Origin of the sequence: Streptomyces sp. NBC_01454 (assembly GCF_036227565.1) — a bacterium.
Classification (GTDB): Bacteria; Actinomycetota; Actinomycetes; order Streptomycetales; family Streptomycetaceae; genus Streptomyces.
Genome location: NZ_CP109460.1, coordinates 3,903,943 through 3,925,278, shown reverse-complemented (window position 1 = coordinate 3,925,278; position 21,336 = coordinate 3,903,943). Strand labels below are relative to the sequence as shown.

Genomic DNA, 21,336 nt, shown 5'->3' with positions numbered 1-21,336 from the left:
GAGAGGAGGCGCCTTACCCGTCACGTCCCGCAGCTCACGTCCCCCGGCTCACCATCAGCCTGCCCACCGCCTGTTCCAGCTCCGCGATGCGGTCGGCGAGGCGGGACTTGTCGGAGCCCTTGGCGTCGCGCAGGAGGAGTTCCACCTCGGCGAGCTGGCCGGCGATCTCGGCGAGGCGGGAGGCGTCGCCGGCCGCGGGCTGCGGCTCGCCAGGCTTTGCGGACGGTCCGGGCGGCGGGGGCTCGGGGGCGCCCGGGACCGGCGGGAGGTCGGGGTGCGGGGCGTGCGCCTGCTGGCCGGCCGTCCCGGGCGCCGGTGGCGTCGGGTGTTCCTCCGCCGCCGGTGTCGAGGTCGTGACCGTGGGGGCGGCGGGGGTGGGCGCGCCTGTCGGGACCGTCGGCGGCGCCGGGGGTGGTGCCCCCTCGCTTGCGGGGTTCTCGTCCGAGGTCAGCAGACGCCTCAACTGCTCTGCCTGGGAGGCCAGTTGGCGGTTCTTGCGGAAGAGGTCGAGGAAGACGTTCACCTTGGTGCGCAGCAGCCAGGGGTCGAACGGCTTGATCAGGAAATCGGCGGCGCCGACCGTGTAGCCGCGGTAGGCGTAGTTGGGGTCGACGGAGGCGCCGGTGAGGAGAATGATCGGGACGTCTTTCGTCTGGTCCAGGCCCTTGATGTTGGCGGCGGTCTCGAATCCGTTCATGCCCGGCATCAGCACATCGATGAGGACGACCGCGAATTCCTCGCGGAGCATGGCCTTCAGGGCCTCCTCGCCGGAGCGTGCGCGCACCACCTTCTGGGTGAGGGAACCCAGTACGGCTTCCAGCGCGACGAGGTTTTCCTCCATGTCGTCGACGATGAGGATGCTGGGTGAGGTGTCCGGAGCGGTCGTCATGAGTGCTCCCCCGTCGTTCCCTGGTTGTCCTGGCCCGTGTCCCCGTCTGGATCACGGCCGGAGTCACGGCCGGAGTCACGGTCTGCGTCGCGGTCCGAGTCATGGTCTGCTTCCCGGCCTGCGTCCGGGCTCGCGCCATCGCCGGCGTCGGTGCCCCCCTCGGCGTCGGAGCCCCCGCCGGCGTCGATGCCCCCGTCACCGTCACCGTCACCGTCGGTCCCTGGCCCCGGCCGCGGCACCGGCCCCCCGTTCTGCGGGTCCAGGAGGCGGCAGATCACCGCCAGCAGCCGGTCCACGTCCACCGGTTTGGGGATGTAGTCGTTCGCCCCGCTCTCGATCGCCTTTTCGCGGTCGCCCGGCATGGCCTTCGCGGTGAGCGCGATGACCGGGAGGTCCGCGAACCGGGGGGCCTGACGGATGGCCGCGATCATCTCGTAGCCGTCCATTTCGGGCATCATGATGTCCATCAGCACCAGCGAGACATCCGGCGTCCGGTCGAGGACCTCCAGCCCCTCGCGACCGTTCTCGGCGTACTTCACGCTGATGCCGACCCGGCCGAGTACGTGCGTGAGGGCGAAGACATTGCGGATGTCGTCGTCGACGATGAGGATGCGGCGGTCGGCCAGCACCTCGCCGGGGCGTCCGCTGAGCCAGTCCTTGAGGCGGGTGGTCTCGGGCCAGGTCACGGCGTCGCCTTCGGCGGAGGGAGCGGTCGCCGGGGCCGCCGGCTCCTGGTCCTCCTGGCTGCGGAAGAGGTCCCCGCGCGTCGTACTCTCCAGCTCCGCGGGCGCGGACGTGCGCTGCTCGCCCAGCGCGGGCCGGGCGGCCGGGGTGAGGCCTGCCGGGGCGGGGCCCTCCGCGGTGAGGGGCCCGGCGGTGGAGCCCGTGGCGGCGGAGGGGCCGGTGTAGCGCGCGGGCACGTACAGGGTGAAGGTCGAACCGGTGCCCGGCTCGCTCTCGGCGATGATCCGGCCGCCCAGCAGCCCGGCCATGTCGCGGCTGATGGAGAGGCCGAGACCGGTGCCGCCGTATTTGCGGTTGGTGGTGCCGTCGGACTGCTGGAACGCCTCGAAGATGGCGTCGAGTTTCTCCGGCGAGATGCCGATGCCGGTGTCCTTGACGGAGAGCGCGATGACGTCGTCGGCGGTGCGCAGCGATTCCTCTTCGAAGTCCGCGCCCGACACCCGCTGGACGATGAGTTCCACGCTGCCGGAGGAGGTGAACTTCACGGCGTTGGACAGCAGGTTGCGCAGGATCTGCTGGAGGCGCTGTTCGTCGGAGAAGAGCTCCTTGGGGACGTTCTCGCCGACCTTGACGTCGAAGGTCAGGCCGCGGTCGAGGGTGAGCGGCTTGAAGGTGGCCCGGACGTAGTCGAGGAGTTTGATCAGCGGCAGGTTCTTGGGGTGGACGTCCATCCGGCCGGCCTCGATCTTCGACAGATCGAGGATGTCGTTGATGAGCTGGAGGAGGTCGGCGCCCGCACGGTGGATGGTGATGGCGAACTCCACTTCCTGTGGGGCGAGCCGGCCCTCGGGGTTGTCGGCGAGGAGCCGGGAGAGCACCAGCAGGGAGTTCAGCGGGGTGCGCAGCTCGTGCGACATATTCGCCAGGAACTCCGACTTGTACTGCGAGGAGGTGGCCAGCAGTGCCGCCTTCTCCTCCAACTCGGCGTTCGTCAGCTGGAGTTCGTCGGAGCGCTGGCGGAGCTCGGCGGTCAGGCGCTGGGACTCCGAAAGCAGGGATTCCGTCCGGGCGTTGGCGATGATGGTGTTGATCGAGACGCCGATGGTGTTCACGAACTGGTCGATGAAGGCGAGATGGACCTCGCTGAACCGGCTGAACGACGCCAGCTCGATGACGCCCAGCACCTGGTCCTCGAAGAGGATGGGGAGGATGACGATGCTGGCGGGGGCCGCGGCGCCGAGTCCGGAGCTGATGGTGATGTAGTCGGGCGGGACGGCCTCGACGACGATGCGCTTCTTCTCCATGGCGGCCTGGGTGATCAGGCCCCAGCCGGGGGTGCCCAGCCGCAGCCGCGGCAGGGAGCGGCGGCCCTCGGGCTGGCCGGTGCCGTAGCCGGCGATCAGCTCCAGCCCCTCGCCGGGCTCGGCGCCCGCCTCGGCCAGGAAGAACGCGCCGAACTGCGCGTTCACCAGCGGGGTCAGCTCGCGCAGGATCAGATCGGCGACCTCGACGAGGTCGCGGTGGCCCTGCATCAGGCTGGCGATACGGGCCAGGTTGGACTCCAGCCAGTCCTTGGCGCGGGTGGTCTCGCGGAGGTTGGCGACCATCAGGTTGATGTTGTTCTTCAGGGCGGCGACCTCGCCCTGGGCGTCCACGGTGATCGAGCCGGACATGTCGCCCTGGGTGACGGCGCTGGCCACCTCGGCGATCGCGCGGACCTGCGTCGTCAGGTTCAGCGCCAGCTCGTTGACGCTGGTGGTCAGCCGCTTCCAGGTGCCGTAGACGCCCTCGACCCGGGCCTGGCCGCCCAACTGGCCCTCGCTGCCGACCTCTCGGGCCACTCGGGTCACCTCGGACGAGAACGACGACAGGGTGTCGACCATCGTGTTGATCGTCGTCTTCAGTTCGAGGATCTCGCCGCGGGCGTCGACGTCGATCTTCTTCGACAGGTCGCCCTTGGCGACGGCGGTGGCGACCTGGGCGATGTTGCGGACCTGGGAGGTCAGGTTGTCGGCCATGGAGTTGACGTTGTCGGTGAGGTTCTTCCAGACGCCGGAGACGCCGTGCACCTGCGCGCGGCCGCCGAGCCGTCCCTCGGTGCCGACCTCGCGGGCCACCCGGGTCACCTCGTCGGCGAACGCCCGCAGCTGCTGGACCATCGTGTTGACGGTGTCCTTCAGCTCCAGGATCTCGCCGCGGGCATCGACATCGATCTTCTTCGACAGGTCGCCGTTGGCCACCGAGGTGGTCACCTGGGCGATGTTGCGGACCTGGGAGGTCAGGTTGAGCGCCATGAAGTTGACGTTGTCGGTGAGGTCCTTCCAGACCCCGGAGACGTCCCTGACCTGCGCCTGACCGCCGAGGTTTCCTTCGGTGCCGACCTCGCGGGCCACGCGGGTGACCTCGTCGGCGAAGGCGGAGAGCTGGTCGACCATCGTGTTGATCGTCGTCTTCAGTTCGAGGATCTCGCCCTTGGCCTCGACGGTGATCGTCTTGCCGAGGTCGCCCTGCGCGACGGCGGTGGCGACCAGGGCGATGTTGCGGACCTGCGAGGTCAGGTTGTCGGCCATGAAATTGACGCTCTCCGTGAGGTCGCGCCAGACCCCGGATACGCCCCTGACCTGCGCGCGGCCGCCCAGCTGGCCCTCGGTGCCGACCTCGCGGGCCACGCGGGTGACCTCGTCGGCGAAGGCGGAGAGCTGGTCGACCATCGTGTTGATCGTCGACTTCAGTTCGAGGATCTCGCCCCGGGCATCCACGGTGATCTTCTGGCTCAGGTCGCCGGTGGCCACCGCCGTCGTCACCTGGGCGATGTTGCGGACCTGCCAGGTCAGGTTGGACGCCATGAAGTTGACGTTGTCGGTGAGGTCCTTCCAGACCCCGGAGACGCCCCTGACCTGCGCGCGGCCACCGAGCTGGCCCTCGGTGCCGACCTCGCGGGCCACCCGGGTCACCTCGTCGGCGAACGCCCGCAGCTGATCCACCATCTTGTTGACGGTCAGCTTCAGCTCCAGCAGCTCGCCGGTGGCCTCCACCGTCACCTGCTGGGTCAGGTCGCCGGTGGCCACCGCCGTCGTGACCACCGCGATGTCGCGCACCTGCGCCGTCAGCCGCGACGCCATGGTGTTGACCGCCTCGGTCACATGGAGCCAGTCGCCGGAGAGCCCCTGGACCTTGGCCCGGCCGCCCAGCCGTCCCTCGGTGCCCACCTCGCGGGCGACCCGGGTGACCTCGCCGGTGAACAGCGAGAGCTGGTCGACCATGCGGTTCACGCCGCTGCCCAGCCGGCGCAGATCGCCGCGGAGCTGGCGGTTGCCGTCGTGCAGATCGACGCGCTGGGTCAGATCGCCGTCGGCCACCGCGTCCAGCACCCGGGTGGCCTTGGCGAGCGGGACCACCAGCGCCTCCAGCACGGTGTTCGCCGCGTCGATGTTCGTCGTCCAGGCCCCCTGGCCGGGGCTCGCGGAGATCCGCTCGTCCAGCCGGCCCTGCCGGATGACCTCGCCCCGTACGCGCTGCAGCTCGGAGGAGAGATGGGCGTTACGGGCGATGATCTGGTTGAGGACGCCGATCATGTCGGCCAGCACGCCGTCCGGGGAGCCGCCGTCGGGCGGACTGGGGACACGGGTGGTGAAGTCCCCGTCGCGCAGCGCATTCATCGCCGCGAGCAGCGGCCGCAGTTCACTGGTGCGCACCCATTGCCCGTCGTGCGAGGTCCGGTCGGGGTGCTGGTCGGCCTGTTCGGGCCGTGCGGTCCCGGGCGTCGCCGGGGGCTGGGGGCTCTCGGAGTCCGCGGTGGCCGGCGCGCTCCCGTCGGCCTCGGCGGGCCGCGTGGGCGCAGGGGGATCCGCGGGTTGCGGAGCAGCCTCGCGCCGGGGCGGGTCGAGGGCCATGACACACCATCCCCCCAATGATCGATATGGAGAAGATCCGATCGGGCAGAGTGATCAATTTGGGCAGGTATGACATAGTATAAAGCGCCCGTAGATGTATTTTCCCGGCGTCTCCAGGGGGTGCAGTGACCTCGCTGTCCTCCCCGCCCACGACGGAAACCGTCTCCCGGAAAGACCTGCCCGCCAACCAGCTTGCGGCGGCCGGCGCGCGCAAGTTCGTGCGGGCGCTGCTCTCCGAACGGGCGGCCGCGCCACCCGCCACGGCCGGGCGCGGGGCGGCGGCGATCAGCCAGGAGCTGATCCACGACGCCGTGCTGCTGACCAGCGAGCTCGTCACCAACGCCGTGATGTACGCCGGGACCGATATCGATGTGACCTGCCGCCTGGAGTACGGCCCGCCCCCCGGCGAGGAGGGCGGCGGGGAGTGGGCGGGCCGGGCCAGGGTCGGCGTCGTCATGGAGGTCTCCGACCGCCACCCCTCCCGGGGGGTACGCGGCGGGGTGGACGCCCGCAGTGGAGAGCCGGGATACGGGCTCCAGCTGGTGAGCGCACTGGCGGAGTCCTGGGGCGTGACCTACCGCCATGCCGTCAAGACCGTCTGGTTCCGCCTGGAGGCCACCGCGGGCGAGGCCGGAACCGCCGGGAGCCCCTCGCCGCAGCTCGACAGCCGCCGCTCCGAGCCGCCCGGGCCGCCGGCGCACACGATGCGGGAGCCTGCCCGCCGGCCCGGGTTCGCCGCCGAATGGGCCGACCGCGGCGGCCCGTCCTTCCTCGCCGAGACCAGCGAGCTGCTGGCCGGGCAGCTGGACCAGGAGATGGTCACCGCGCTCGCCGCCCAGCTGCTGGTGCCCCGGCTCGCCGACTGGTGCGCGATCTGGCTGACCACCGAGGGCGGCGGCATGGAGCTGTCCCGGGTCTGGCACGTCGACGAGCGGCGGATCACCCCGCTCCGCGACGACCTGGAGCGCAGCGATCCGCCGACCGAGGCCGTCCGCACCGCCGGCATCCCCTGGCCCTGGCCGGAAAGCGCCGGCGCGGCCTCCACGGGCGGCTCGGCGCTCGCCTTTCCCCTCGTCGCCCGCGACGCCGAGCAGGGCGTACTGCTGCTCGGCCGCGCCGGGCACCTGCAGATGACCGACACCGTGGTGCGGATGGTCGAGGACGTGGCACGCCGGGTCGCGCAGGCCGTGTACACCGCCCGCCAGTACACCCGGCAGACCACGATCAGCCTGGCGCTCCAGCGCCGGCAGCTGCCCGCGTCGCTCGCCAGCATCGTCGGCGTCGACACGGCGATCGTCTATGAGCCGCACGGGGAGGGTCAGACCGTCGGCGGTGACTTCTACGACGTCTTCCCGATGGGCGACCGCCGCTGGTGCTTCCTGCTCGGCGACGTCCAGGGCAAGGACCCGGAGGCGATGTCCGTCACCGGCCTGGCCCGCCACCTGGTGCGGCTGCTGGCCCGGGAGGGACACGGCGTCGAGTCGGTGCTCAGCCGGCTGAATCTGGCCATGGCGGAGGAGAGCGCCGAGGCGGTGGAGCTGGGCGGCGAGCAGGCCTCCTCCCGCTTTCTGAGCCTGCTGTACGGCGAGCTGGAGGTCGAGCCGGGCGTGCCCGGGGCCCGCTGCACGGTCGCCACGGCCGGCCACCCGCCACCGCTGCACATGTTCGTCGACGGCACCGTCGAATCGGCCTCCGAGCCGCAGATGCTGCTGGGCATCGACGAGGGCACCGAATTCCAGGCCAACACCTTCACCCTCGCACCGGGCGAGACGCTGTTGTGCGTCACCGACGGGGTCACCGAACGCCGCAGCGGCAACTGGCAGTTGGACGACAACGACGGTCTGATGGAAGTGCTGCGGGACGGCATGGGGCTGGGCGCCAAGGCCCTCGCCGAGCACGTCCGGCGCGCCGCGCACGACTTCGGCACCGGCCCGGTCGAGGACGATCTGTCGGTGCTGGTCCTGCAGGCGGTGACCCCGGCGGCCGACCGGCACCCGTGAGGCCGGCCGGCACCCGTGAGGCCGACCGGCACCCGTGAGGCCGGCCGGCGCGCGACCGCCCGGACCTCACGGCGGGCGGTGGCCGGTGCCGCGGTATCAGCGCCGGCCGTCGGCCTTGAGGGCCACCGGCCTGCCGCCACCGGCGAGCACCCCGCCGCCGCTCCCGGCGACGGGGTCGAACTGCCCGGCGAACAACGGGCGGACGGCCGAGGGGCCGTCGCCTGCCGGACGCGGGGCCGGTGCGGTCTGCGGGGCCGCCTGCGCGGTGCCGCAGGCGAGCGCACCGACCCCGCCCAGGGCGGCAAGGACGAGGCAACGGCCGAGGTGGGGGCGCATGGGACGCTCCTGTCAGAAGAGGAAAACGAGTGACCGGGGTTCCGGGTGATCGTCAGCGTGCTGCGGGGCGCGCAGACGGCACAAGCAACGTGCCGTAAGGGCCCTCCCTGCGGGTGAAAGGGGCGGCCCGGCAGCCCGGCGGGTTGACCCGGCTCGTACCTGCGCGCGCGAGGGCGGCCGGGGCGGGGCACGCGGCCCGGCCGTGGCCGTATCCGGGCATGAGCGGGCAAGAACACACCCCGGAGGGCGTGACATACCGATTGGTATGCGATGACAATCGCAGCACCACTAACCGCCCGTAATAAAGCGGAGGCACCCGGTGCTCAGCACGATGCAGGACGTACCGCTCACCGTCTCGCGAATCCTGGCCCACGGATCGACGGTTCACGGTCAGTCGCAGGTCGTCACCTGGACCGAGGGGGACCCGCACCGCCGCACCTTCGCCGAGATCGGCCGCCGGGCCGCCCGGCTGGCCCACGCGCTGCGCGAGCAGCTGTCCGTGGCCGACGAGGAACGCGTCGGCACCCTGATGTGCAGCAGTGCAGGTAAAACACTCAGGCTGTGACCTGCGGAAATGTGGGCGAGGGGTGAGGCGAGGCCCCGGCACCGTTGGACTGGTGCCGGGGCCTCGGTCTGTTGCCGTAAGGGCATGGCATGCCCGAAGGACGACAAAGCCCCGCCCGGATGCTCCGGGCGGGGCGGGCAGGGCGTCGCGGCGAGTCAGCCGCGCCGGGGTCGGGCCACTTCGGCGGGGAGGGGGCCGGGCCTGAAGTGGGGCGCGCAGTCGGGGCAGGCGTACAGCGTCACTCCGGGGCCGCTTACTCGCTCGATGTGCCCCACGGCTACGGGGGCGACTGTCTCGCGGGTGCAGAGCAGGCAGACGGCGGTCATGCTGACACCGTCCGATGGGCTCCGGTGATGTTGATCGTGGGGAAGTCGTAGTCGACATCGATCGCCGAGAATGCGGCGGCCCACCAGCGTTCGCGCTGCTCTGGTGTGAGTGATCGGACTTCCTCAGCGTGGAAGATCTCGCGGACTGTTGCGGCGCTCGGTCCCCGCCATGGCTTCCGCCACGGGTTGACGCTCACAGGCTCGTATGCGGCCTGCTGGGCGAAGTGGGCGGCGGAGTGGCGTCCGGGCGCAGGGCGGCGGGTCCAGGGGAGGACGGTGAGCACCCATGTAAGGGCGCGGGCGATAGCATCGCGCATACGTCGTTCAGCTCCTACTAGCTGTCGGCGAGCCCCGAGCGGACCGGGCCTAATCGGTCTGCTCGGGGCGTTCTGTTTTCGCGTTCCAGACGACGGTAAGACAACACGTCTAACTCGTCTACCTGTCTAACTCATCTGCCTGTCTAACTCGCCCGAGAATGGCGAGTTGTCTACGCTCTCCCCATGCCTGAGAGCCCGAGCCATCCACATAGCGCGCGTGCGCCGTACATGCGGGTGTTGGAGGCCCTTACGGCCGATATCAAGGCGGGCGTCATCAAGCCCGGAGAGCGCATCCCGTCAGAGTCCGAGCTGTGCGAGCGACACGGCGTAGCCCGGGAGACGGCGCGCCGCGCGGTGCGGGTGCTACGGGAGCGCGGGGTCATCGTGACCGAGTGGGGGCGAGGGTCCTACGTGGCCGAGCACCAGCCGGGCGAGCCTGCCGCGGGCGAGTGAGAAGTCGCGCCGGGTAGCAGTTGCCCGCCGCGCTCAGGTGCGCGGCGGGCGGTTCGTGCGGTTGCAGGCGGTTGGGGTCACTTGGTGGTCTGGTAGCCGCTTCCTCGACAGTCGCGGCACCGAATGACGACGACCTTGCCTCTTTGCATGGTCTGAACCTGCTTCTGTCCGTTGCAGGTGGAGCAGAATTTGACGGTGGCCATGTGCTCTGTTCTGTGGGGCGTGTTGCTTAGCCGGTGGCTGCGGTGAGGGTCGCCTCGTGCTTGCGGTAGTAGGCGGGCACGAGGTCGAGCACGTCGCCGTTGACGAACTCGCGGGGGTCGCGGAGGTGGGATCGGGGGTCGCGGCGGTAGGCCGGGGCCGGCTGGATCACGGGGGCCTGTGGTGGTGGCGGAGGAGGGGTGAACCAGTCGTGCACGTGCTGATACGCGGCACGTAGGGCACGGCGCAGCGGCTCCCCTGACCAGATCCACAGGCAGGCGATAAGGTCACGCATTGCGTTATCGGGTCCTCGGATGAGCTGGTGACGTACTGCCCCGACGACCGGTGCAACGGTCGTCGGGGCGACACAGCCTGTGGGACTACTGGACGCCGATGTTCCAGCGGCGGCCGTCCGGGATGTGCCATACGGAGGCGTGTCCGTCAGGCTCGCGCGCGTAGCCGAAGTGGTCTTGAGCCGGGCGCCCGGCGTCGTTCCACCATGTCCACGCTGCCTCGACCTGTTCCCAGATCTCCACCGCGCCGCCGTGCGTGACGGTGTCGACGCCCTCGCCGGTCAGGGGCACGCGGGCCCATGAGCCGTCGGTGTGCTGGAGCTGGACGGACATGGTGCCGGTGGCTTCGTCGGAGTGGTAGACCAATTCGACGCCGGGCAGATGGAAGGCCAGCACCAGCCGGAACGGGTAGTGCTGCCGGACGTCCGCCGCGGTGACCTTCGTGGGTCGGGTGCCGGCCTCGGGCGCGTACGGTGCGCGCTTGCGCCGCGGGTAGGTCTGGGCGTCGCCCCGGGCAGCCATGAAACGGCCGCTGGTGCCCGTGAACTGTCCTTCGGCGCGCTGCTCGGCGTCGACGGTGAGGCGTACGAGGCCGCCCTCGATCCCGAGGGCCACGTCGGCGAGGATCGCGCCGCCGGTGCGGGTCTGCTCGATCCACGGCGCGGGGATGCTGGGCACTGAGCAGGTGGCGATGACCCGGTCGAACTGGTCCCCGGTGGGGTAGCCGTTGCGGCCGTCGGCGGGGGCGAGCTGTGGCTCGTAGCCGATGGAGGAGAGCCGGCGTTGCGCGGCGTCCACGAGGGTCGCGTCGACATCGACGGAGTACACGAACTGTTCGCCGAGTCGGGCGCACAGCAAGGCGGCGTTGTAGCCGGTGCCGGTGCCGATTTCGAGGACGCGGTTACCGTCCTCGACGGCGAGGTCTTCCAGCATCCCGGCCATGAGGCTGGGCAGGGTGCTCGACGACGTGGGGATGCCCGTCCACGTGCCCTCTTCGACCTGCTCGGCGGTGTCGGGGTCGAGGGCGGTCACGAGGGTGGTGTCGCGGTAGACGCGCGCGAGCTGACCCTCGTGGAGGGCGTGTTGCAGGCGCCAGACCGTGATGCCCTTGTCGTTGGTCTCCTGCTCGTACCAGCGCGGTACGAAGGCGTGCCGAGGAACGGTGGCGAACGCCTCGGCCCATGCAGGCATCTGGATGGCGCCCGCCGTTGACAGTTCATCGACCAAAGCACCCACGTAAGGGCGTGCAGCGTCGATGGCGGATTTGGTCACGCGATCACTCCTTGCAGCTCGTCGGCGATGGCGTCGGCGATGGGTAGACCGGTGGCGTGTTCGATCCAGTCCCATTGCCCACACGGGTTCGCTTCCAAGAACGTCCACGCACCCGACGGTGAGACGACGAAGTCCAGGGCCGCGAAGCTTAGGCCGAGGTCTTCCATCAGTCCGCACACCTTGATTTTGATGTCGGGCGGGACCTCGGTAGGCGCGTATTTGAGCGACTTGTAGTCGCTGCGCCAGTCGTCGTGTGCCTTTTGGCTGGTGGCGTGAACCTTGGCGGCGAACATGCGCTCACCGACCACGGTCAGGCGCACTTCATGCGCTTTGTCCGCCCACGCCTGGAACAGGTGGGCCGTGGTGTCGATGCCTCGTAGGTCGTCGAGGTCGTGCTCGGTGAGGCGTCGGGTGTAAACGGTCTTGAGTTCGTCGCCCTCGATGAAGACGGGCGATGCGACCGGCTTGCAGATGATCGGGCCGGGGATGTCGCGTGCGAACGCCCGTACTTCATCAGGGTTGTTGGTGATCAGGGTGGGCGGGATGGAGAGGCAGGCCAGACGCGCCGCGGCGAGTTGCACGGGCTTGTACTCGGCGCGTGACATGGCTGATGGGTGGTTGACCCATCGGCAGCTGAGCGCCGTGAGGATTCCGCCGAAACCGGCGCGTGCCTGTGCGGCGGCGAACCGGCGCTCGGGCTCGGACATGTTGGCCGTGAAGCGGAACGGGTTGGGCGCGCGGAAGTAGCAGGCCGATACGTCGCCCAGGTCCAATTCCCGCTGCGAGGTCCGCAGTCGTCCACCCCAACCGTGCGCGTTGCCGATGTACCCGGCGAGCGTGACCTCTTGGGGGAAGTCGGCGGCATCGATGCGGAAGACGGTCGCCCCTCGATCGGTCAGCGTCTTGACGACGCGATCGGTTGGCCAGTCTTCGCGTGCGGCAACAACGAGGATGCTGGACACGGTGGTCAGTCCTTCGGTCCCTCGTCGAGGGGCGGGGGGTTGGTGGTGCTGCCATCCGGGATGGTCGGGCTGTGGGTCTGCATGAACGGCAGGAGGTCGGTGTCGACGCCGATGGAGAGTTGCAGTTCCTCGTCATAGAGGGCAGCGGGGAGCGGGGTGGCCTGTGTGGCGTCGGGCGTCTGGGCGTAGCGGAGGACCCACGGGCGGCTAGTCGGCCCGGACGGGTGCTCGGCACTGTGGGGGACGCGCCCACCTTCGGGCGCCAGGGGGAACGCCTCGCGGGGGTGGGCCAAGGTCTGTGTGGCGCTCATGGGTAAATCCCTTCGCTTGTTGAGGCTGACTAACTTGGCTGGGGTCGCTTCTTGCTCCCCATCGGTCTGCCGCTGTCCAGGGAAGGCAACCCGATGAGGTCTGTCCCGCCCCTGCCGGGCTTGCGGCGGTGAGGTCTCCGGAAAGCCCGGCAGAGGGCGGAGTCTTGGAGATGGCTAGCTCGCGCCGTCCTCGGTTGCTGGCTTCTTGAGGGGGCCGTACAGCTTCCGATACTGGGCGAGTTGATCCATTGCCTGGTCGGCCTTTGCGGCAAAGTCGGCAGCTTCGGCTACGGACATCGCCCCAATATTGATTCTGTAATCGGTGCCCGGATTTCGGCAATCGTTGCACGGATGTTTGATTTCGATATCGGGAAAGTCGATACCGAGGCGCCGGAGTGCGCTAACGAACTCACTGGCGTTATCTTCGGCCTGTTCCCTGTCGCTGTTTGACCAGTAATCGCGGCCGACCGGTCCTAGATCCATCTGTTGTGTGCTTCCGTGAGAGAGGGGACACGGCGGATGGAGCCCGCACCCCTGTCTTGGGAGGTCGTGTCGGGGGGATGGACACGACCGGTCGACCAAAGCAGGGGGCGGGGTCTTGCGTGCACCGCGCCGAGGTGACGGCGCAGCGGCACGTAGGGGTTAGGGCTTCTTGGAGCAGGAGAGGCAGGGGGTTCGGCCATCTCGCTCCGCCATGCTTCGGGACACGACAACGACCTCCGGCGATTGGTTGGCCCTGCCGAGGGTGTAGCAGCTGTCAATTTCGTGGTACCGCTCTCCCTTGCCTTTGGTGATATACACCGGGTCATCAGGGGCAGGGCGGCCGTGAAAGGGGGAGCCTCGTGTATCGGGCCGGGGGTGGGGTGGGAATTCAAGGGGCGAGTTGTTGTGGAGCACGACAGTTACGCCGTGCTCCTCGCAGTTGTACGCCGATCTACTCAGCTGCTGCATGTTGTGAGTGGCCATTATGGGGCAGCGCACAGTCTTTACCATTTCCGACCGGTGTTCTTGCCCGCATCAGAACCGTTGGACGATTCCTTGTTCCTCTGGCGGTTCTTCTCGCTCAAGTCGTCGGTGCTGCCGCTCACTGGTGGGCCTCCAGGATCTTCGCGACGCGGATAACTTGGCCAATGGACAGAGACGGGGGGATGAGCCGGTTTTCCCGACGGCTGGACGAGGTGGTCACCACGACAGTCGACGGCTGCACGATCACGCCGGCCGCCCGCAGAGCCCCGTCAAGTTCCTTCCGGACGGCACTCGCCGTCGGCTGGTCGCTCCTCGTCACCTGGCCTCCCAGCTTCCTGGCGAGCCACTGGGCCTGTGTGAGCGACAACGCCGGGATGCGAACCCGGTTGACCTTGACGCCCTCCACCTCGGCCCTCGTCACCATCGACGGCGCGGCGTCGAATCCAGCTCGGCGTAAGGCATCGTCCAGACGTACACGTACGTCGTTTGTGGCCTGATGAGGTGTTCGAACCATTGGGGCGGCCATGGGCCCGCTCCTCTCCGTAGTGCTTCCACTACCAGGGCGACTCAGGGTGGCTTACAGTCAGGCTGTCTTCAACGTTCCAGAAACGGAGGGCACATTGGTAAACCTGAAGGAGTTGAACCCGAACACCTCACCCCAAGCGGCCTACGGCGCGCGTTTGCGCAGCGCGCGGGAGGCACGTGGGTGGAAGCAGGACGAGTTGGCTGAGCGGGTGGGCTACTCAGGCAGGCATATTTCAGCAGTCGAAACGGGCCGCAAACCGCCAACTCGCCGTTTCTCGCGGAGCTTAGACACTGCCCTCGGACTCACAGGGACCGCAGAGTCCTTTGAGCGCGCGTGGGGGGAGATCCGGAACGGCAGTCTGCTGGAAGGGTTCCCGGAGTACCTGGGGCAGGAGGCTCGCGCGGCAGAGATCCGGCTGTTTGATGTAGGGGTGATTCCTGGATTGCTCCAGACACCGGAGTACGCCAGAGCCATGGAAGAGGGCAACGTGAAGCGGGGCACGCTCAGCCCCGAACAAGCCTCTGAGCGGGTTGAGTTCCTGGCAGAACGGCAAGCGGCGTTGGTGCGGCGCAATCCGCCCATGGTGATCGTGGTCTTGGATGAGAGCTGTATCCGGCGGCCGATCGGAGGCGCCGAGGTCATGGAGCGACAGTTGGCCCGGCTGATCGAGTTCGCTGACCAGCCGGACACCACACTCCAGCTGGCCCCCTACGCCATAGGCGAGCGCCGCCCGTTCAACCGGCTGGTGAATCTGCTGACCCTGCCCGACCGCTCCGTCATGTCCTACGTTGAGTCCGAGACCAACGGGCAGCTGGACAGGGAAATCACATCCGTACTGCCGCTGGTGAGGGCCTACCATCAACTACAGGCCGAAGCGCTTTCCCAGGCGGAATCAGTGGCCACGATAGAGCAGGTACGAAAGGGCACCCCGTGACGACCGACTCCCTACCCCTCACCTGGTTCAAGTCCTCCTACAGCGGCAACGGCGGATCATGCATCGAGGTCGCCGCAAACCTTATCGCTTCGCGCGGCGTGGTCCCCGTCCGTGACAGCAAGGACCCGCATGGCCCGGTTCTGGACTTCCCCGCCGACGCGTTCTCGACCTTCGTGGCGGGCGTCAAGGCCGGAGAGTTCGGCGCTGTTTGAGCACTCGGTCCGGCGGTCATCTGCATGCAGCGTGGTGACTTCGACGCCGTCTGACCTGTGGCAGATAACGCAGAAAGCGCCCCCTGTACGGCCCATGAGCAGGCCGTACAGGGGGCGTTGTGTGATTCAGCGGATGACTTCCCATGCCGACAGGGAGAGGGAAGCAAGGGCGACTAGGGCGGCGACGCCCGGCAAAGGCCAGAGGCGTTGCTCGACCTGGTCGAGGCGGTTGTCGTGTTCGTCGAGGCGGCGCTCGGCCTGGTCATGGCGTTGGGCGAGCAGGTCGTAACGGCCGTCGAGGCGCGTATCGATCCTGGCGAATCCGGCCTCGACGCTGCCGCGGAGTTGGGCGACTTCGAGGGCGATGTCGACCGGGTCAGGTCCAGTCACATACCGCCCCCGTCGTTCGCGGCCGGCGGGGTCGACGGCTGCTCGCCACCATTGCCGGGGCCGGTATCCGGCGCGGTGGTGCGCAGCCACTTGGGCAGCAGCTTCTGCACGGCGGGGAGCGCCATCACGCGGGTGAGGCCGGCGGCGACGGCGAGTGCCACACCGACCCCGGCGGCGGTGCGCGGGACGCCGGATGCGTTGATGATCAGGGGGAGCGCGGCGGCGAGGCCGAGAACGGTTTGTACGACGGTGCGGGCCGTGCGGCGGGCGGCGTCAGACATGGGCGGGGGCTCCCTTTCGGTGGGTTACTTGGCGGCCTGGTCGTCGTCGGTCTCGACGGCGAGGCGGGGGTCGGGCTTGCTGCTGGCGTCGGCGGCCTCGCCCGCGGGGGCGTCGGGTGCCTCGGCGGCGGCGAGAGTGTTGCGGCCGTGGGCGGCGAACAGACGCGTCTCGACCGGCTTGCGTGCCTTGGCGCTGCGGTGCTCGATCTGCCATCCGAGGTAGTCGAGGAATCCGACCCCGTGTAGCGGGCGCTGGATGGTGCGCGCGGTCCACTTGCCCGCGGGTACCTCCCACTCGTCGACGGTGACGGGCTTCCCGCCCTCGGGCAGCATCCGTACGCGGACCGTGCCCCCGGTCTCGGCGAGGGTGGACAGCTTCAGGACGGCGACGGCGTTGTGTGCGGGGGCGCCCCCGACCCACGCGTAACGCCACTGGTCCGAGGTGCTGCTCTGGTCGGCGGTGGGATTGAGGCCGAGGGGGAGCCACGGGCGGCCGAGGAATCGGTCGCTGTGCCGGTCGTCCATCACGAGAATGCGGTCGGGCGAGGCGAGGTCACGCGACCAGAGGCGCCAGGTGCCGCGGTCTTCCTTCTCGCCCTCGACGGTGAGCGCGAAACTCCCGTCGAAACGGCGCAGCACGGTGCCGTAACTCCCGTCGGGCCACTCGCCGACGGTGAACGTTGAATAGTCCTTGCCGGGTGGGGTGACGGTCAGCTGTCCGCCCTCGGTGATCTTTACGTCGCCCTCGCGGATTTCGTCCATTGCGGGGCGGGTCTGCGCGCGGCCGGCAAGCTCGCGCACCTTTCGCTCAAGATCGCGGATGCGGTCGAGCAGGTCGTTAGGAACGGTAGCCATCAGGCGGCGGCCTCCAGTGTGAGGGTGGCGGTTTCGCCCTTGTCGCGGGTGGGCGGGGTGACGGTGATGCCGACGACGCGGTGTCGGGTGTCGTAGCCATCGGGGTACAGCAGGTCGCGGGCACGCAGGCGCACCGTGCGGCCGATCAGATCGGGGGTGACGCCCTGGTCGAGGCGGCACGTCACGGCGGGAATCACCTGCGGCCGGCGCGCGTGGGCGGCCTCGCCGCGGGCGTACTGGCCCAAGGTGGTGGCGTCGTCCACGCTGCTGTGATCGCTGGCGCCGTCGAGGCGCGGCCATCCGTCGGCGAGGGCCTGCTCGTCGACCAGCAGCTCGGAGAGCAGGGGCTTACTCTCGGCAGCCTGGTTGTTGTTGTTCGAGGCCCCGCGGGCCTGCCACACGTTGGCGACGGTGGTCGCGTCCTCAGGGTGCTCGTAGGTGAGCACGGGCCCGGGGTGGTTGAGCACGATGTCGGCCTCGCCGCGGGCGATGCGCGGGTACCCGAGTTCGAGCAGCTTGCGGCGCCGACCGGTGTCCGCGGTGCGGTCGCACCGGATGCGCCACTCGAACCCATCCTCGACGGCGGCGAGCTTGTCGAGCAGTTCCCGGATGGGGGTCTGGTCGTGCTTGCTGTAGCTGCGGGTGCGCTTGATGCCTGAGAGGTGGGTGTCGTACGCGATGCCGATGTCGCCCCCGGGCAGGCTCTGCGCGTAGTCGACGAGGTTCCGGGCGATGTCGAGTTGATCGATGTTCTCGGCGCGCAGCGACTCGAACAGGCGGCGGTGATCGAGGTAGGTGTCGAAAGTGCCGGCCTGGATCTCGTAGGACGCGTATCCGCGCTCGTCGATCTTGGGGGTTTTTGACCACAGGATGCCGCCCCACCAGATGTCGCGGTCGCGTTCGACCCACAGGGCCGTTCGGCCGCCGCGCAGGATGGGGCGCACACGGTCGGCGATTTCTCGGTTCGGCACCGGCACGGTGGCATGGAGCGACCCGGCTTTGCCGATGTAGTCCTCGACGCTGACCTCGGTCACGGGCAGCACGTCGAGCAGGGCGTCGCTGCGCAGATCACACACCAGGACGCGGTACGCGGGGGTTCCCATGGATGCGCTCCCCCCTCTCACCAGTGGGCCGAGCGCCAACGCAGAGACACGGCGGCGCGCGGGTCGGCGGGAACGGAAGCGGCGCCCCGGAATTCGAGGATGTTCTTGCCCGGGTCGAGGGTGAACTCTTCCTCGGGCCAACTCGCCTCGCTGGCGTGCGTGAGCAGGCTCTCGCCGTCGGGGAGGATGGCCGTACCGGCGAAGGTGTCGACGGTGAGTTCTTCCCACGGATCGAGGGCGACGCGGTATTCGAGCCGCTTGCCCGTGGTGCGGTTGATCAGGGCCGGGGTGTCGACCGGTCCACGGAAGACGATCACGGGATGTGATGGCGCCGTGCCGAGGTTGTACGCGGTCACGTCGCCCGTACTCGCTGGTGCGCCCCGCCGGGCGCCGGTGACAGGGGCGGTGTGCCAGGAGAGGCACGGTTCGGGTAGTCCGGTCTCGGCGCACTGCACGGCGGGGGTGTAGCGGCGCGGGTCGGTGGCCTCCCACTCCAGCGCGCCGCCGGTCACCGTTCCGACGGAGTACCCGAGTTCTACGGGCACGTTCCGATTGGTGATCCGTGCCCATGCCAGCAGGGGGCCGCGGTCGTCGAGGTGGACCAGGAGCGGTATCTCGTCGAGGGCGAGCGGGGTCCCGGCATTCAGCGTGTCGACGACCGCGCCGAACCGGTACGCCTCGGCCCGAACGATCACCTCCTCAAGTCCAACGGTCCGCACCTGGGCGAGCAGGCGCCCCAAGTGCGCACCGTGGGCCCCCGAGCGCGGCACGTTGCCGGAATCCTGCGGGGGCAATTCCTCCCAGCCCGTCAGCTTGCGCCACCGATAGGGGGTGCCGGCGCCGAGCAGCAGCTCGCCGTAACGGAGTTGTCCGGGCACCATCCCCTCAGCCATACCGGCGGCATCGATCGTTGTGCGGTCCATCCTGGTTAACCCCTCGCTTTCATACGCCAATTGAGGGCCGCGGCAGTCTGGTCCGGACTGTGACCGGCGGCGTTGTGGAAGTTCTCGATATGCAGCAGTGGCCCGCCGCTACGTCCATATGCGCTGCTGCCGTATCCGGCCGCGCCCGCGGCTGCTGCTGGGGACATTGCGGGGACGGCGGGGACGGGGACGAGTCGGCGCATGGCGCCTTCGACCGCGCCTTGCCCGGAGGCGATTCCGGCGGCGACGCCGGCAGGAATCCAACGCCCGACATCGCGCGCCATGACCTTGGACGGCGACGCGATCCCGAGCGCTTTAGCGATGGGGCCGGGAATGAGGTTCTTCGCCCACGAGGTGAGGGTCGAGCGCAGCCAACTACCCATGGACTGGATGCCGTTCCACAAGCCGCGCACCACGTCCCGGCCTGCGTTGACCAGCAACGACCCGAGGTTGCCGAGTGCCGACACCATGCGGCCGGGCAGTCCGCGTAGCCAGGCGAGAGCCTGACCGGCTTTCGCGATGATCGCGAGATAGAACCGGTTAAACGCATTCGTTGCCGATGTCCACAGTTGGCCAGCGAGCGGGGCGAGTGCGCTCATGGCGCGCCCCGGCAATCCCTTAATCCAGGCGACGGCCTTGTTGATGCCGATCATCACCCACACGCCCAGTTTCAGAAACAGGGAGTGCAGGAATTCGCCGACGTTCCCAACGAGCGTTTTTGCTTGGTTCCAGGCTCCGGAGAAGTCGCCCCGCAACAGGCTCGTGAGGATTTTGAGTGTGGGCACGACGATGCCCGTTACGTATTTGGCGAGGACGTTCGCGAGGATGCTCGCGAGCTTGCCGATCAGGCCAATGATGGGTGTCAAAATCGGCATGATGGCCTTGAGGACGCTGCCAACGAGTTGTCCGAGCGCGGTGAGTACCGGACTGAGCGCGACCATGATTTGAGCGAACGCGCTGCCGAGGGTTCCCAGTGCGGGGGCGAGTGCCTTAATCAACTGCGACAGGACCGGAAAGACGCCCTTGGCGAGCGTGGTGAAGATCCCCACGATTGGGCGGACGATCACGGGCAGTTGGGCGAGGATCGGGGCGAGCAGCGTCATCAGGGCGGTGCCGAGTTGCTTCACCACGGGGGCGAGCTGGGCGAAGATCGCGCCGACCGCGGACAGAATCGGGGTGAGCGCCGGCAGCAGCGCGGCGGCGAGTTGCCCGATCATCGGGAGCAGGGGGGAGACTGCGGTCACCAGCTGGCCGAGCGCGCCGGCCGCGGCCGACAGAACGGGGCCGAGGGCGGCGACGATCGGCCGCAATCCGGCGCCGAGCGCGCTAATCAGCGTTTGCAGGGGCGGGCCGAGCAGCGCCAGCGCGGGGCCGAGCGCTCCGGCGAGCTGGGAGACAAGCGGCGCTATCGCCCCCATGAGGGTCGAGAGCACAGGGCCGCCCGCTTGCGCGAGCTGGCCGATCAGCTTCCCCAGCGCGGGCAGGATTTGCGAGACGCCCGCGAAGAGACCCGAAAGCCCCTGGGCCGCGCCGGCCGCGCCGGTCGAGATCCCTTGGAAGAATCCGGCGAGACCCGTACCGAGTGAGGACAGGCCGCCGGCTATCGCCTTGATCACGGGCGCCGCGGAACCGACGGCATTCGCGAGCGCGGGCGCGAGCTTTTGCACCATGCTGAGCACGCCGTCGGCGAGAGTGCCGATCTGCGGGGCGACCGCGGAGAATGCTTTCTGCAAGCTCGGGGCGATCTGGTCGAACGCGCTGCGCGCCTTGCCCGCGATGGACACGAGCTGACTCTCGATCGGCCCGACCATGGCCTGTACTTGCTTGACGGCGTGATCTTTGAGGCCGGTAAAAGCGCTCTTGACCTGCTCGGACGACGCGGCGGCCTTGATGCCGATGCCCGCAAACAGGGCCGGGATCGCAACGAGGGCGCCGCCGGCGGCGAGCGCGCCGCCCGACAGGGCGATCGTGGACGTGCGCAGTACGGCGAGGGCCGGGCCGAGCGCGCCGAGCGCGCTCCGGGCCCGCTCGGCGCCGCCCCCGATCTCGTTGCCGACCTGATCGCCGAGGCCGGCGGCACTGGCGCGTGCCTGGTCGGCGCCGGCCGCAACGCCAGTAGCGAGGGCGTCGCCGAGTTCGTCGATCGCCCCACGAGCCTGGTTCGTGCCGTTGGCGATGCCGTTGCCGACTGCCGCGCCGAGGGCGGCAGAACCGCTGACGAACCGCCCGCGCACATCGCGTAGGCGGCCGTCGGCGGACCGCTGGAGACCCTGTAGGGCGCGGTTGGCCTGCGCGACGCCACGATCGGCGCCGGAAGCGTCGAGGTCGATGGTTCCGACCAGCTCGCCAATGTTGAGCGCCATGCGCAGGCCACCCCACTTATTCAGTTATGTGTGCAGTTGTGTGGTGCGGTTGTTGTTCTGTTGTGTATGCAGTTGTGGGCGCACCCGTCGTCAGACGGGGGCGCCGGTCAGCGCGGCGATCTCTCGCGGGTTGGTGACTGCGCGCGGGGTGCGCCCCCACGCGCGGCGGAATGCCGCCTCGGCCGGCAATCCGCCGACCAGTACGAGAAACCGCCGGGTGCTCGTCTGCGCGAGGTCGGCGGCGGTGAGGTGGTATTCGCGGGCGAGGTCAGCCTCGACCG

At 69.1% G+C, this 21,336-nt stretch carries 20 protein-coding genes and 1 pseudogene; 5 read left to right on the top strand and 16 right to left on the bottom strand.

Annotation, left to right across the window (positions count from 1 at the left end; all coding sequences use genetic code 11):
• Positions 1 to 34: 34 nt before the first annotated feature.
• Together OIU81_RS17320 and OIU81_RS17315 are read right to left on the bottom strand one after the other, a co-directional pair.
• A complete protein-coding gene (locus tag OIU81_RS17320; RefSeq protein WP_329148854.1) occupies positions 35 to 889 on the bottom strand; it encodes a response regulator in 855 nt (284 codons plus the stop codon).
• On the bottom strand, positions 886 to 5,466 hold the full coding sequence (locus OIU81_RS17315; RefSeq protein ID WP_443074001.1) for a HAMP domain-containing protein: 4,581 nt from the start codon (positions 5,464 to 5,466) through the stop codon (positions 886 to 888). Before OIU81_RS17315 ends, OIU81_RS17320 begins: the two co-directional genes overlap by 4 nt.
• A gap of 125 nt (positions 5,467 to 5,591) precedes the next feature.
• On the opposite strand from OIU81_RS17315, the gene OIU81_RS17310 reads away from it, so the two are divergent.
• A complete protein-coding gene (locus OIU81_RS17310; protein WP_329148852.1) occupies positions 5,592 to 7,466 on the top strand; it encodes a SpoIIE family protein phosphatase in 1,875 nt (624 codons plus the stop codon).
• Between the two features lie 96 nt (positions 7,467 to 7,562).
• Here the strand turns inward: OIU81_RS17310 and OIU81_RS17305 are convergent, their stop codons facing one another.
• Positions 7,563 to 7,802 carry a hypothetical protein gene (locus OIU81_RS17305; RefSeq protein ID WP_329148850.1) on the bottom strand — a complete coding sequence of 80 codons (240 nt, stop codon included), beginning with the start codon at positions 7,800 to 7,802 and terminating at the stop codon, positions 7,563 to 7,565.
• A 319-nt stretch (positions 7,803 to 8,121) separates the two neighbouring features.
• Here OIU81_RS17305 and OIU81_RS17300 point away from each other — a divergent pair.
• Positions 8,122 to 8,346 (top strand): annotated as a pseudogene (locus OIU81_RS17300) (fatty acid--CoA ligase); the annotation flags it as partial.
• A gap of 343 nt (positions 8,347 to 8,689) precedes the next feature.
• On the opposite strand, the gene OIU81_RS17295 reads toward OIU81_RS17300, so the two are convergent.
• Positions 8,690 to 9,010, bottom strand: coding sequence for a hypothetical protein (locus OIU81_RS17295; RefSeq protein ID WP_329148848.1), 321 nt, complete (start codon positions 9,008 to 9,010; stop codon positions 8,690 to 8,692).
• A gap of 183 nt (positions 9,011 to 9,193) precedes the next feature.
• On the opposite strand from OIU81_RS17295, the gene OIU81_RS17290 reads away from it, so the two are divergent.
• On the top strand, positions 9,194 to 9,463 hold the full coding sequence (locus OIU81_RS17290; protein ID WP_329148847.1) for a GntR family transcriptional regulator: 270 nt from the start codon (positions 9,194 to 9,196) through the stop codon (positions 9,461 to 9,463).
• A 229-nt stretch (positions 9,464 to 9,692) separates the two neighbouring features.
• On the opposite strand, the gene OIU81_RS17285 is transcribed toward OIU81_RS17290, so the two are convergent.
• From OIU81_RS17285 to OIU81_RS17260, 6 genes are all read right to left on the bottom strand, one after another.
• Positions 9,693 to 9,959, bottom strand: coding sequence for a hypothetical protein (locus OIU81_RS17285; protein ID WP_329148844.1), 267 nt, complete (start codon positions 9,957 to 9,959; stop codon positions 9,693 to 9,695).
• Positions 9,960 to 10,044: 85 nt separating this feature from the next.
• Positions 10,045 to 11,229: a methyltransferase domain-containing protein gene (locus OIU81_RS17280; RefSeq protein WP_329148842.1), complete on the bottom strand. Its 1,185-nt coding sequence runs from the start codon at positions 11,227 to 11,229 to the stop codon at positions 10,045 to 10,047.
• On the bottom strand, positions 11,226 to 12,191 hold the full coding sequence (gene tgmB, locus OIU81_RS17275) for an ATP-grasp ribosomal peptide maturase (protein ID WP_329148840.1): 966 nt from the start codon (positions 12,189 to 12,191) through the stop codon (positions 11,226 to 11,228). The genes OIU81_RS17280 and tgmB overlap by 4 nt, the downstream gene beginning before the upstream one ends.
• Before the next feature lie 5 nt (positions 12,192 to 12,196).
• The gene (gene tgmA / locus OIU81_RS17270; protein ID WP_329148838.1) at positions 12,197 to 12,502 is read right to left on the bottom strand and encodes a putative ATP-grasp-modified RiPP; all 306 of its coding nucleotides are present in this window, start codon (positions 12,500 to 12,502) and stop codon (positions 12,197 to 12,199) included.
• 174 nt (positions 12,503 to 12,676) lie between these two features.
• On the bottom strand, positions 12,677 to 12,985 hold the full coding sequence (locus tag OIU81_RS17265) for a hypothetical protein (RefSeq protein WP_329148836.1): 309 nt from the start codon (positions 12,983 to 12,985) through the stop codon (positions 12,677 to 12,679).
• 601 nt (positions 12,986 to 13,586) lie between these two features.
• On the bottom strand, positions 13,587 to 13,994 hold the full coding sequence (locus OIU81_RS17260; protein ID WP_329148834.1) for a hypothetical protein: 408 nt from the start codon (positions 13,992 to 13,994) through the stop codon (positions 13,587 to 13,589).
• Positions 13,995 to 14,088: 94 nt separating this feature from the next.
• On the opposite strand from OIU81_RS17260, the gene OIU81_RS17255 reads away from it, so the two are divergent.
• Both OIU81_RS17255 and OIU81_RS17250 read left to right on the top strand, forming a co-directional pair.
• Positions 14,089 to 14,928 carry a helix-turn-helix domain-containing protein gene (locus OIU81_RS17255; RefSeq protein ID WP_329155192.1) on the top strand — a complete coding sequence of 280 codons (840 nt, stop codon included), beginning with the start codon at positions 14,089 to 14,091 and terminating at the stop codon, positions 14,926 to 14,928.
• Positions 14,925 to 15,140, top strand: coding sequence for a DUF397 domain-containing protein (locus OIU81_RS17250; RefSeq protein ID WP_329148831.1), 216 nt, complete (start codon positions 14,925 to 14,927; stop codon positions 15,138 to 15,140). The genes OIU81_RS17255 and OIU81_RS17250 overlap by 4 nt, the downstream gene beginning before the upstream one ends.
• Positions 15,141 to 15,266: 126 nt before the next feature.
• Here OIU81_RS17250 and OIU81_RS17245 read toward each other — a convergent pair whose 3' ends face one another.
• From OIU81_RS17245 to OIU81_RS17220, 6 genes are read right to left on the bottom strand one after another with little or no spacing between them, the layout of a single operon-like run.
• The gene (locus OIU81_RS17245; RefSeq protein ID WP_329148829.1) at positions 15,267 to 15,530 is read right to left on the bottom strand and encodes a hypothetical protein; all 264 of its coding nucleotides are present in this window, start codon (positions 15,528 to 15,530) and stop codon (positions 15,267 to 15,269) included.
• Positions 15,527 to 15,811: a hypothetical protein gene (locus OIU81_RS17240; protein WP_329148827.1), complete on the bottom strand. Its 285-nt coding sequence runs from the start codon at positions 15,809 to 15,811 to the stop codon at positions 15,527 to 15,529. The genes OIU81_RS17245 and OIU81_RS17240 overlap by 4 nt, the downstream gene beginning before the upstream one ends.
• Positions 15,812 to 15,835: 24 nt before the next feature.
• Positions 15,836 to 16,666, bottom strand: a complete 831-nt coding sequence (locus tag OIU81_RS17235) for a hypothetical protein (protein WP_329148825.1) — start codon at positions 16,664 to 16,666, stop codon at positions 15,836 to 15,838.
• On the bottom strand, positions 16,666 to 17,769 hold the full coding sequence (locus OIU81_RS17230) for a hypothetical protein (protein ID WP_329148823.1): 1,104 nt from the start codon (positions 17,767 to 17,769) through the stop codon (positions 16,666 to 16,668). Before OIU81_RS17230 ends, OIU81_RS17235 begins: the two co-directional genes overlap by 1 nt.
• A 17-nt stretch (positions 17,770 to 17,786) precedes the next feature.
• Entirely contained in the window at positions 17,787 to 18,692 is a 906-nt protein-coding gene (locus OIU81_RS17225) for a hypothetical protein (RefSeq protein ID WP_329148821.1), read from the bottom strand.
• 5 nt (positions 18,693 to 18,697) lie between these two features.
• Positions 18,698 to 21,055: a phage tail protein gene (locus OIU81_RS17220; protein WP_329148820.1), complete on the bottom strand. Its 2,358-nt coding sequence runs from the start codon at positions 21,053 to 21,055 to the stop codon at positions 18,698 to 18,700.
• Positions 21,056 to 21,336 lie beyond the last annotated feature (281 nt).

Bases quoted from the DNA above. Each gene is read 5' to 3' on its own strand.
- OIU81_RS17320 (WP_329148854.1), bottom strand. From the start codon at position 889: ATGACGACCGCTCCGGACACCTCACCCAGCATCCTCATCGTCGACGAC.
- OIU81_RS17315 (WP_443074001.1), bottom strand. From the start codon at position 5,466: ATGGCCCTCGACCCGCCCCGGCGCGAGGCTGCTCCGCAACCCGCGGAT.
- OIU81_RS17305 (WP_329148850.1), bottom strand. From the start codon at position 7,802: ATGCGCCCCCACCTCGGCCGTTGCCTCGTCCTTGCCGCCCTGGGCGGG.
- OIU81_RS17295 (WP_329148848.1), bottom strand. From the start codon at position 9,010: ATGCGCGATGCTATCGCCCGCGCCCTTACATGGGTGCTCACCGTCCTC.
- OIU81_RS17290 (WP_329148847.1), top strand. From the start codon at position 9,194: ATGCCTGAGAGCCCGAGCCATCCACATAGCGCGCGTGCGCCGTACATG.
- OIU81_RS17285 (WP_329148844.1), bottom strand. From the start codon at position 9,959: ATGCGTGACCTTATCGCCTGCCTGTGGATCTGGTCAGGGGAGCCGCTG.
- tgmA (WP_329148838.1), bottom strand. From the start codon at position 12,502: ATGAGCGCCACACAGACCTTGGCCCACCCCCGCGAGGCGTTCCCCCTG.
- OIU81_RS17265 (WP_329148836.1), bottom strand. From the start codon at position 12,985: ATGGATCTAGGACCGGTCGGCCGCGATTACTGGTCAAACAGCGACAGG.
- OIU81_RS17260 (WP_329148834.1), bottom strand. From the start codon at position 13,994: ATGGCCGCCCCAATGGTTCGAACACCTCATCAGGCCACAAACGACGTA.
- OIU81_RS17240 (WP_329148827.1), bottom strand. From the start codon at position 15,811: ATGTCTGACGCCGCCCGCCGCACGGCCCGCACCGTCGTACAAACCGTT.
- OIU81_RS17235 (WP_329148825.1), bottom strand. From the start codon at position 16,666: ATGGCTACCGTTCCTAACGACCTGCTCGACCGCATCCGCGATCTTGAG.
- OIU81_RS17230 (WP_329148823.1), bottom strand. From the start codon at position 17,769: ATGGGAACCCCCGCGTACCGCGTCCTGGTGTGTGATCTGCGCAGCGAC.
- OIU81_RS17225 (WP_329148821.1), bottom strand. From the start codon at position 18,692: ATGGACCGCACAACGATCGATGCCGCCGGTATGGCTGAGGGGATGGTG.
- OIU81_RS17220 (WP_329148820.1), bottom strand. From the start codon at position 21,055: ATGGCGCTCAACATTGGCGAGCTGGTCGGAACCATCGACCTCGACGCT.